The 9250-nt window shown below is 25.0% G+C and carries 10 protein-coding genes and 1 pseudogene; 7 read left to right on the top strand and 4 right to left on the bottom strand.

Going from position 1 to position 9250, the window contains the following annotated elements; translation table 11 throughout:
• Positions 1-92: 92 nt before the first annotated feature.
• A pseudogene (locus tag ELQ12_RS08915) lies at positions 93-308 on the top strand (transposase); the annotation flags it as partial.
• A 91-nt stretch (positions 309-399) separates the two neighbouring features.
• On the opposite strand, the gene ELQ12_RS08910 reads toward ELQ12_RS08915, so the two are convergent.
• Genes ELQ12_RS08910 through ELQ12_RS08900 form a run of 3 tightly spaced genes read right to left on the bottom strand, consistent with a single transcriptional unit; the run spans position 400 to position 2617 of the window.
• Positions 400-2199: an AAA family ATPase gene (locus ELQ12_RS08910; protein ID WP_060787643.1), complete on the bottom strand. Its 1800-nt coding sequence runs from the start codon at positions 2197-2199 to the stop codon at positions 400-402.
• A 3-nt stretch (positions 2200-2202) separates the two neighbouring features.
• The gene (locus ELQ12_RS08905; protein WP_002790340.1) at positions 2203-2406 is read right to left on the bottom strand and encodes a type II toxin-antitoxin system HicA family toxin; all 204 of its coding nucleotides are present in this window, start codon (positions 2404-2406) and stop codon (positions 2203-2205) included.
• On the bottom strand, positions 2399-2617 hold the full coding sequence (locus ELQ12_RS08900; RefSeq protein ID WP_002818418.1) for a type II toxin-antitoxin system HicB family antitoxin: 219 nt from the start codon (positions 2615-2617) through the stop codon (positions 2399-2401). The genes ELQ12_RS08905 and ELQ12_RS08900 overlap by 8 nt, the downstream gene beginning before the upstream one ends.
• Before the next feature lie 837 nt (positions 2618-3454).
• On the opposite strand from ELQ12_RS08900, the gene ELQ12_RS08890 reads away from it, so the two are divergent.
• From ELQ12_RS08890 to ELQ12_RS08860, 6 genes are all read left to right on the top strand, one after another.
• Positions 3455-4108: a conjugal transfer protein TraC gene (locus ELQ12_RS08890; RefSeq protein ID WP_079757453.1), complete on the top strand. Its 654-nt coding sequence runs from the start codon at positions 3455-3457 to the stop codon at positions 4106-4108.
• 780 nt (positions 4109-4888) lie between these two features.
• Positions 4889-5449: a hypothetical protein gene (locus ELQ12_RS08885; RefSeq protein ID WP_002802083.1), complete on the top strand. Its 561-nt coding sequence runs from the start codon at positions 4889-4891 to the stop codon at positions 5447-5449.
• 2 nt (positions 5450-5451) lie between these two features.
• Entirely contained in the window at positions 5452-5718 is a 267-nt protein-coding gene (locus ELQ12_RS08880) for a hypothetical protein (RefSeq protein WP_002779707.1), read from the top strand.
• Between the two features lie 377 nt (positions 5719-6095).
• A complete protein-coding gene (locus tag ELQ12_RS08875) occupies positions 6096-6638 on the top strand; it encodes an NYN domain-containing protein (RefSeq protein WP_002819317.1) in 543 nt (180 codons plus the stop codon).
• A gap of 147 nt (positions 6639-6785) precedes the next feature.
• On the top strand, positions 6786-7439 hold the full coding sequence (locus ELQ12_RS08865; protein WP_052781596.1) for a hypothetical protein: 654 nt from the start codon (positions 6786-6788) through the stop codon (positions 7437-7439).
• Between the two features lie 88 nt (positions 7440-7527).
• Positions 7528-8760, top strand: coding sequence for a DUF5710 domain-containing protein (locus tag ELQ12_RS08860; RefSeq protein WP_070261061.1), 1233 nt, complete (start codon positions 7528-7530; stop codon positions 8758-8760).
• Between the two features lie 283 nt (positions 8761-9043).
• Here ELQ12_RS08860 and ELQ12_RS10420 read toward each other — a convergent pair.
• A partial coding sequence (locus ELQ12_RS10420; RefSeq protein ID WP_208379393.1) for a hypothetical protein occupies positions 9044-9250 on the bottom strand: 207 nt, incomplete at its 5' end.

Below are 9250 nucleotides of genomic sequence, written 5' to 3'. Positions count from 1 at the left end.
GATTTTAAAAGAGGCAAGAACTTTAAATATTAATAATTAAAAATGTTACAATATCCTTGCAAAAAACAAAAAGACAAGGATACAAATGAGTAAAAAAACAAAAAGGTTCAAATAATCGCGCAAAAGCTAAACTTAAAGTAGCTAAAGCTCATCAAAAAATTACAAGAGCAAGAGATGATTATTTACATAAGATAAGCGATGAAATCACAAATTTATATGATTTTATAGCTGTTGAAAATCTAAATATTAAAGGACTAATTAAAAACAAACACTTATCTAAATCTATTGCTAATGCTAGTTGGGGTAGAGGATAGCTCTAGTAGGGTATTAAAAATGGTTATATACTAGTTATCTATTCGTTGAAGCAAGAAACCCACTTTACTTTAGCAGATGGGTGATTCACTCAAATAAAGACTTCTGTAAGATAAATTTATTACTTTTGGTGTTTAATCGATTCATTGGATCACCACGCTTAATATATCTTTTTACTCTATTATTACTTTGGTAGATAAAAAACAAATCATTTTCATTTTTATACTTGTTATAAAAAAATTCATCATCATAATTTGCAAATTCTATACCTTTGCCATAAACATTAATTCCAAATTCTATAAGCTTATCTTTTAATTTAGCAATCTCCTTTTTTTGTTTTGAAATGATAGAACTTTCTTTATAAAGTCTATAAGCTTTAATTTCACAAAACTCACTATAACTAAGGATTTTCTTATCAGGAAAACTTGTCAAAAATCTAATTAAATCCTGTGCAACTAAAGAATTTAAATCAATGAGTATTTTTGATAAGTCATCATCATATGAAAGAGTAGATTCTGTTTCAAGTCTTTTGATATATTCCCTACGAACTGTCAATACAAATACAGATACAATCACGCCATTTTCTTTTGTGATACGCTCTACAGAATCAAACATTAAAATCCCTTTATCTCTTTGTGTAATTGTTTTTTTATCTTTATCTTTATCTTCAATGTTTTGCGTAAAGGCTAAATCATATGCAAAACGAGAAATTTCTGTAAATTTTTGTTTTAACCAAGAATAATTACTAGGAGCTTTATTAAGATATTGTTTTAAAAATTTATAAGGCTCTAATCTTACTTCCATATCCCAAAAATTTTCTTGATATTTTTTAATAACACTTGTATCTACATTTTTCTTGATATATAAAAATAAAGCATCTAAAATACTTCTATGTGTTTGCGTTAGTAAAGAATTTTTAAGAGTAATAGCATATGATGAACCATTTGCACCAAGCATTCCAAATTCTATTTTATTGTCATTTTCTTTAAATGCTTTATAAAAATTAGAATCAGTAAGCTTTCGTGAGCTTAAATAAAAAACTCCTCTATTTTCATTCATTGTTACATAGCCTTCCGCTAAATCATTAACACTTACAGCAGAAATATCTTTTTTGTTGATAATTTCTAAGGTATGATTGTCAATATTTTCCACTTTTATATCTTTAACTAAAGGTTCATCAATGCTAGAGTTCTGTAATACTTTGATTGTTTTTTGAAACTCGCCAGCATTGATATTATTATTATCTTTTAGCACTTCAAGTAAGCGATAAGTTGTAGAGTTTTTATCTTCTCCTTTTTGAAATGAGAGTTTATAAACAAGTCTAGGGGCATTTATAATTACAGAGCTACCCATAAGACTTTCACCTTTTTTATCTAAGTGGTGAAGTAATAAAATGGCTTGATTATTTGATTTTGCTACATCTGTTAAAATATTAAAGAAATTTTGCACATCGTTTTGATTGTTTTGATCTTTAAAGCCTAATGTTGAGAAAAATGCACTAAAGGTATCAAGAACAATTAAATCGCAATCTGCTAACTCATTAAGTTCTTCTTTTAAGCAATTTATAGGTTCTTTATTGATTTTTGGAAGTTCATTCGAAAATTCAAGTTCCGCAGCATTAAAAGAATAAAAACTTTCAATATTTTTTATGCGTTCTAAAATTGCTTTATTTTTATCTTCTACACTCCAAAAAAAAGGTTTTAAGCCATCATTAACAGCATTAGCACATACCTTTAAAGCTAAAAAAGACTTGCCTACTTCACTATTGCCACTTAATACAGCTACAGAGCCCCTTTCCAGTTTAATTGTATCTTCGCAGATTATAGAAACATCTTCATCACTAAAAAGTCCGAGTGTAATAGTATCAATAGTATTTCTTTTTGGCATTTTTTAATCCTTTGCTACTTCTATGATCTCAAATAGTTGTTTTATGATTTTAGGGTGCAATATTTCTCCACTATGGTGAGGAATAACCATTCTATAAAGTCCTTTTTTATAGATTCTATGGCTGCCTTTTTGCCTATCAATCGAAAAATCATTTTGCAATAAAAGCTTTTCTGCTTCTTTTGCAGTCATTCTAGGCAATTCAGGCATTTGCTAAAACCATTGGAATAATTGAAGTTGTTTTATTTTCAATAATTCTTTTTTCTTCATTTGCAAGGCTTTCTAAATAAAGCTCCCCAGCTTCTTTTATATTAGCTAAAGTTTCTTCATAGGTATTTCCTTGCGAAACACAACCTTCAAGCTCTAGAATGCGTGCAAAATATCCATCCTGATCTTTTTCAATAATAATATTTAGTAACATTTAATTCCTTACTATTGACATAAATAGAACAAACAATTAATTTACACCCTAAAAATTGATATAAATAGAATAGTTTAGTGCAAATTAACAACTTTTTATAAAGTAATTATAGTAAAATTATTATATTTATGTCAATACTTATTATATCTATGTAAAAAATTATTTTTTTGAAAAATACTAATTTCATCTAAAATATAAAATTGACATAAATAGAATAGTTTATTATATTTATGTCAGCAAAATCAGCATACAATCACCCATAAGTTATTAAAAAATTGACATAAATAGAATAGTTTTTAACATAAATAGAATAGTTTTTGATATTTTTTCGGAACACCCATATGGAAAATAGGAGCTTTAAAAGACACATTTACATAAATAGAATAGTTACTAAATTCTTAAATTTGTTAAATTCTATAATATTAAAAAAGGTAAATCAAAAATTAAAATTTTTGAACTTTTGTATAAAATCATAAAAAATGATTTTGGTAACTCCAAAAAAGGGGTTTTAATAAAAAAATTTTTTATTATTTTATTATAATATCATAAGAATTAAAAAATGGAAAAAGAAAGTGAAAATTAAAAATATTCTTTTAAAGTGTTTAAAGCCTAATAAACTTAATACTTTAGAAAAATTGTATTTTGGTTCAATGTTTATGATGGTTTTAAGTTTTGCAATCTTTTTAATTCTTCTTTTAAATTTTTTTATGAGGATATTTTAGTTTTCTTTCGAGACTATTTTTTATTGCTTATAATTTTTTATTATAATATTGATAGGTTTATTTAATACTCTTAAGAGTGTAAGAAAATATAAAGAGATTTTAAAAAAGAAAAACTATGAATATTAAGCTTAATATTCCTTATTCTAATAAGGATAAATTAAAAAAATATAAGATTAAGTGGAATAATGATTATAAAATTTGGTATTTAGAAGATTATAGGAATTTAACTTACCTTATCGATTATTTAGAAAATAGAAATTTTACCATTTATGTTACTGAGAAGTTGTATATTGTTGAAGGTTTTATTACTTGTTGGAAATGTTCTAAGATGATTTCAGTTTATGCTTTTGGGGCTTTAAAATCTTCTTTTTTAGATTGTGAAAAAAAATATTGGAAATTTAATTCAAAATTTAAAATGATTTGGAATATTTTGTCTTATTCTCAAGAGCTAGAAAGTATTTTAAAAAAAAATAATATGAAAATTTCATATTCCAATACAACAAAAAGTTACTACCTTATGAATATATGTCAAAATTGTCAAGCAAAACAAGGAGAATTTTTTTTATTTAACGAAATAGATTCTATTTTTAGCCCAAATAGTGTAAATGAAGCTAAAAGGCTTAAAATTTATGAAATACCTTTGTTATTCGATATTGGGTTTGAGGGAGAATTTACAGAAATATTTTCAACTAATTGTTCAGATATTAATGCCTTGATTTGGTTTAATGCGGAACATAAAACTAATTTAACATATAATATTAATTACTAAAAATAACTATTATATATTAAAAATTAGTAATATATAATAGTATTTACTTTCAAACAACCTTATTATTTGTGACTATTTGTCTTATAGCATCAACAATTTGTTGTATGCTTTCGCCTAGAGTTTGAAAAAGATCATTCATTTATATTTTATCTAGCTTGTTCCATAAGTTCTTTTGTACTTACTTGTGGTTTGTAATTAAATGATTTAGAATAACTTGAAGCATTTGCACATTCTTTGATTTTAGATTCTAACTCTGTAGCATTTTTTGGATCTTCATAGTATTACATACTTTTTTGGCTCTGAAGAGCAAGCAGAAAAAACACAAGCAGTAACTATACTTAATAAACTTAGTTTAATTAAATTTTGCATAAAAGTTCTTTTTTCTATAATTTTATATATATTTATAGTAACTATAATATACTAATATTTATTAATATATAATAAAATTAATTTTAAATAATAATATTATTATATAATATTTCACAAAATAATTATAAGAAATAATTATTTTTTATTTTAATATGATGAATTATCTTGTTATATCTTTTTGAGATATTGTTTTTGTAGGATTTTCAAAGGTATTAAGTTTATTATGAAAATCAATGAAATTTAATTGTTTTTTGACTTCATGCTACCTACACATTTAGAAGATTATTTAGAATATAAAACAAAACTATCACTAAAAAATCAAAGAAACAAAAATAAATATTATTTATTTTTATTATTTATTAATAAATAATAATATATAATATTATACAAAAATATAAAAAAGGTTTTTTAATGATAATATCTGTTATAAATAAAAAAGGTGGTGTTGGAAAGACTCCTTTTGCTTTTTCAATTGCTAAAGATTTAGAATATTTTTTACAAAGCAATGATAATTCTATTATAGAAAAAATTTATCCTGAAAAAGCAAAAATTTTACCAACTCCAAAAAAAATAGATAATTGCGTTTATGATTTTGGTGGGTTTGTAGAAAAAGGAGTATTGGATATTATTAAAGAAAGCAATAAGATTATTGTTCCTTGCACGAGTAATTATAATTCTTTACTTAGAACATTAGAAACTTTAAACGAAATAGGTAATGATGGTAAAGTTTGTATTTTAGTTACAGACTATAGAGATGAGAAAGAAAAAAAGCAAATTTGTGAAACTCTTGAAAGCAATTTTACAGATTTAAATCTTTTTTTCTTTAAATTTTCAAAGATAATTGAAAATTCTATGAGTAGTGGAGCTTCTTTTACTGAACTTTATAATGAAAACAATCTTTCAAGATTAAGCTATACAAACTTTTTCAATGAATATCAAAGACTTTTAGATTTTATTAGAAAGGATAAATAATAATGGAAAAAAAACCATTTACAATAGCAGAAGCTTTAAACTCTGAAACAAGCTCTCAAAAAACATATAGTAAAGCTGATAAAAAATCAGCTGGAAGAAAAACCGTAGATCAAAAACTAAGAAGAGATAATTTAGTAGTTTGCAGACTTAATGAACAAGAAATGGAAATTTTGAAAAAATTAATGGTTTTAGATTTAGCAAGTGAATATGGCACTTATATAAGAAAATTGATTTTAAAAGAGGCAAGAACTTTAAATATTAATAATTAAAAATGTTACAATATCCTTGCAAAAAACAAAAAGACAAATTGAAGATGAAAAAGATTATGACTGTCGAAGTTTATTTGACTTAATCGAATTAGAATTTTCACAAGGAGAAGAAAATGAGTTGCTTATCTCTAAGTAAGTTCTTATTAATGTTTTTATGTTAGAATTACAGCATCATTAGCACATAGAGGGGTCTTTTTACATAATATTTTTAAAATGACGACTCATTTTGCCTTCAAGATTTAGCAAATAGGACTACATATTATGGATTTGTCCAATAAAGATACAGAATTTTCTATAATTCAACCAAAAAAGACTGCTGTTCTTGTAGATCTTTCTTTTTTATTGAAGGATACAATACACGCAAAAGCATTAAAACAATGGAAGCCGCAGAATTAGCCAAAAGATTAAAAGACTATGTGTGGGAAACTCTTAGAAGAAGTGAAGACTATTTATATAAAGTTTATATTTATGATTGCGAACCGTTAGATAAAAATGTTCCTATGCCTCCTATAGAAAAAACTGATAAATCTAAAAATTTAAGCAAAACTACAACTTATAAATTTAGAAGTGAATTATTAAAACATCTAAGAAAGCAACCGTATTTTGCTGTAAGATTAGGTGAAATTGATGTTAGCGAACTAAGCAATGAAGATTTTGTTATAGATATTAAACAAAAAGGTGTAGATATGAAAATAGGACTTGATATTGCAACTTTAGCAAATAAACACCAAGTGGAAAAAATCATTTTAATTACTTCGGATAGCGATTTTGTTCCTGCTGTAAAACACGCTAGAAAAGAAGGGCTTATTGTGCAATTAGATACTATGAGATTTCCAGAAACTCGAATCAAAAAAGGTTTATTAGAACATATTGATATTCTCTCATCCGTTTTTATTAATAAAAATAAAAATGGTAATTAATTATTGTTTTTTATTTTGCTAAATAGATAACTAAAAAATGAATATTGTTAAAAGAAAAAATGAATGAATTTTTCAAAAAAACTAAATAAAGTTTTACCAGATAAAGAAATTAGCAACGAAAAAACATATTCTCGATCAAGGTAAAGAATGAATAATCTAACAAATTTTAATGATCTGTTTTCTCAAATGAGATTATCTTCTTATAATGATGATATTGTAAAGCATTATGATAACCTTAAATTTGTAGGAAAAATCACTCCAAAAATTGCTACATTAGAAATTATTCTTAGAAATAAACTAGATAATAAATTATCAGAGAAAGATAGTAATTGGATAAAAAATTCTAATGATGAAAATATTAAAAAAGCTAAAGATGAAATTGAATATAGAGAAAAAAATAGAAATTTATCTCATCATCAATATCTTTCTCGTATGAGCTTAGGAGCTATTATTCATCTTATCAAAGAAAATAAATTACAAAACTCTATAATGGATTTAAAAAATATCAATTTTAGAAACTACAATCAACACAATAGAAATTTCTTTTTTGAAAATGGTATAAAATTACGCTTTAGAAATACGCATAAGGTTGATATTGTTCTTAGCTTATTACAAAATCTAAGAAATAGAAGTTATCATTGGGAAAATATTTTAAAAACTACAGAAAAAAATGGCAAACATTATCCAAGATTAACGACAAAAATAGAAAACACTCATATAGGATTAAATCCACAAAAAATAGATTTATTCTTAAGTGATTTAATTAAAACATTTAACGAAGAAATTTTGGAATATTGTTAATATAAAAAAAGTGGGCTACTAGGAAGCCCTTTGAATTTAATTGCAATTATAGCAATAATAATATTAAAGGAAACTAAAAGGATATACGATGCCACAAAAAAGAATTTATCTTTATGTTCCATTTAAAGACAAAGAAAAAGTAAAATCATTAGGGGCAATGTGGGATGATAAAGAAAAAAAATGGTTTGCTCCAAAAAGCTTAGATAAAAATATTTTCTCACAATGGTTTTATCCGCACCAAAATAAAGAATTTTCATTTGATGAAAATGAAGTTTTAACTACTTTTAAATCTGCTTTAGAAAATCAAGGTTTAATTATTGATGGTTCACCTATCATGGATGGCAAAATCCACAGAGTAAAAACAACAACAGATAAAGGTAGAGAAATGAGTGGAGCTTATAGTGGATTTTTAGATAAATACCCCGCTGGTTTTATTCAAAATTTTAAAACAGGTATTAAAGAAAATTGGAAAATGCCTTTAGAAAATGCAAAACAAAACATTGTAAGTTATCAAACTCCTAGTCAAAAAAGATTACATAATTCTACAAGCAATAATACGAAACAAGACATTTTAGAGCTTCAGCAAAAAACAGCATTAAAAATTGAAGAAGAATATAATCAAGCTAATTGGGCTCATTCAAATCATCCTTATTTAAAGAAAAAAGGTTTTAGTGAAAACTTTTATCTTAAGCAGGATAACAAAGGTTCTTTACTTATTCCCTTAAAAGATGAAAATGGCAAATTATGGTCTGTGCAAAGAATATTCCCAAATGGTGATAAAATTATTGGTGTAATTAAAACTAAAGAAGAAAAAGAGCAAGGCATTGAATATTCTGCAAAAAAATCTGGATGTTTTCACCTAATAGGTGCAAAAAACCTAGAATATTGCAAAGAATTTATCATAGCAGAAGGCTTTGCTACTGCTGCAACTATATACAAAGCACTCAATAAGCCTGTAATAATGGGTATAGATGCTGGAAACTTATCAAAAATCGTTGAAACCCTAAAAAACAAATTTCAAAACACTCCTATTACCTTAATAGCCGATAATGATAAAAAAAGAGAATTAAAAGGACTTTCTAATGTCGGGGTGGAAACTGCAAAAGAAATTCAACAAAAATTTTCAGATATTAAAGTTATTATTCCAAAAATCAGCAATCAAGAAGCAGAACAAGGAATAAGTGATTTCAATGACATTTTTTTAAATAAAGGGCTTGATGAAGTCAAAAAACAATTAAATTTCATTGATTTTCATAATAAACTTAAAGCTTTTAAATCTATGGAAAAAACACAACCTGAAAAAGAGATAACTAGACAATAATAGTTACTCTTTGTAATCATAATATATAATAATAATATATAAAAAATATTTTTTATATATTATTAGTTAATAATAGTATATTATAATTATTATAAATATACAAAAAAAGGATTAAAAATGAAAAATACAATCAAACTAGCTTTATTAAGTGTAGTTGCTGCTTGTGTTTTTTCTGCTTGCTCTTTAGAGCCAAAAAAGTATGTAATACTATGAAGATCCAAAAAATCCTACAGAGTTAGAATCTAAAATCAAAGAATGTGCAAATGCTTCAAGTTATTTTAAATCATTTAATTACAAACCACAAGTAAGCACAAAAGAACTTATGGAACAAGCTAGAGAAAATATAAAAATATAAATGAATGATCTTTTTCAAACTCTGGGTGAAAGCATAAAGCAAATCGACTTCCACCCACGCTTTCTTAGGACTTACCAAAGGCAAAAGTCCTGATGAGCTTGATAAAGCAGATGAAACATTAAGACAAGAATATCT

The sequence above is a fragment of the Campylobacter sp. US25a genome, assembly GCF_004379075.1.
GTDB lineage: Bacteria > Campylobacterota > Campylobacteria > Campylobacterales > Campylobacteraceae > Campylobacter_D > Campylobacter_D jejuni.
Note: the sequence above shows the minus strand (reverse complement) of the source record. Positions and strands in the feature narration are given on the sequence as shown.